The sequence below is a fragment of the Nonomuraea sp. NPDC049784 genome (assembly GCF_040659615.1).
Classification (GTDB): domain Bacteria; phylum Actinomycetota; class Actinomycetes; order Streptosporangiales; family Streptosporangiaceae; genus Nonomuraea.
This window is the reverse complement of the sequence record NZ_JBFAMX010001204.1, coordinates 1-1,406: the sequence shown is the minus strand read 5'-3', so window position 1 is coordinate 1,406 and position 1,406 is coordinate 1. Positions and strand designations below refer to the sequence as shown.

Sequence of the window (1,406 nt, the reverse complement as noted above, 5' to 3'; positions counted from 1 at the left end):
AATAGACTTATCATTTTTTGGTTTGTGGTTTCATGTGTTTTGCTTTTCCTTTCTTGGTTTTGGGGTCGGGCCGCGGCCCCCCTCCGGTCCGGCGCGCTCCCCGCCCCACCCCTCATGGGCTCTGCCAAATGCTGTTGACCCACACGTCCCCTCCCTGACGCTGGTAGGTGACGACGACCCCGCTCGGCTCGTGTACCGGAGTGGTGCTGATGGACAGGCCGTCGCTGTCGGCCACGACGGCCACGCTCACCAGGGTCGACATCGCGGACACGGTCACCCTGGCCCGCGACCGCGCACCGTCCAGCGCCCGGACGGGCGCCCTGAGCAGATCTTCCCGTACGCCTTCCGGCAGCGCCGGCATCCGCTGCCCGAACGGCGGCGCGGTCACCAGTACCTGGCGCCGTTCGGCCGCGTCGATGCGCTCGCGCAGCACGGACACCAGCTCGTCGGGTACGTCCTCCCGCTCCGTGATGAGCCGGCGCAGCCGCATGGCCCCGGCCGTGCAGTCCTCGCGTACGCGGGGATCCCCCGGGTCGGCCCCGTCGGCGAGCTGCTTGAGCAGCGACTCCGCCACGTCACGGATCGCGGCGTACCGGCGTAGCCGGTCGGCGTGGATGCGCTGGGCGGACACCCGCCAGGCGTCGTCGGCGATCAGCCGGCGGGCCAGCAGCGCGGCGTCCTCGGCCCGGACGCGGAGCGTGTGGCAGCCCGCCGCGTACCCGAGCTGGAGCGTGATGCTCCCGACCATGACCATGAGGTACTTGGCGATGGAGACCCGGTCGACCGTCCCCGTCACGATCATCGCGGCCAGCATGACGCCGGCGTTGACGGAGAGGAACGCGATCAGCTCGCTCCGCCAGCGGGGCCGGTTCCACAGGAGCATGACGCCGAGCCAGCCCACCGAGCCCCAGCCCCAGTCGGCCGCGCCCAGCAGGTCCTCGGGGCGGCAGGACACGATCACCGCGACGTCCACGGCCAGCACGGCGACGGCCGGCCGGCCGGCCCTGGTCAGGCCGCCGAACGTCCTTATCAGCGATCGCGCGGCGATCACCGCGATCGCCGTGTAGCCGATCCAGGCGGCCGCCGCCAGGCTCGGCCAGCGGAAGGACGGCCAGCCCGCGATGGTGACGGTGAGGTCGTAGCCGATGTGCCAGGCCGCGGTGATCACCACGGCGCCGATGGCGGTGTAGCGGGCGTAGCGCTGGGCGACCTCCTCGATGTCATCGGTCATGGCCGCCACCACAGGCTCACCCGGGTGCCCTGGTCGCCGGACCGGATGTCGGCACCGGCGTTCGGCAGCGAGCGCATCGTGTCGAGGATCGACCCGCGCACGCCGAACCGGTCGGGCGGCACCCGCGCGGGGTCGAAGCCGCCGCCCGCGTCCGCGACCTCCACCCGGATCTCCC

The 1,406-nt window shown here is 71.8% G+C and carries 1 protein-coding gene; it reads right to left on the bottom strand.

The genetic code is table 11. The features are described 5' to 3' along the window. Window positions 1-112 precede the first annotated feature (112 nt). Window positions 113-1,231, bottom strand: coding sequence for a hypothetical protein (locus AB0J09_RS64730; protein ID WP_360714423.1), 1,119 nt, complete (start codon window positions 1,229-1,231; stop codon window positions 113-115). Window positions 1,232-1,406: the final 175 nt, after the last annotated feature.

What these genes read in the sequence shown, in the direction of transcription:
- AB0J09_RS64730 (WP_360714423.1), bottom strand. Translation starts at nt 1,231, where the DNA reads ATGACCGATGACATCGAGGAGGTCGCCCAGCGCTACGCCCGCTACACC.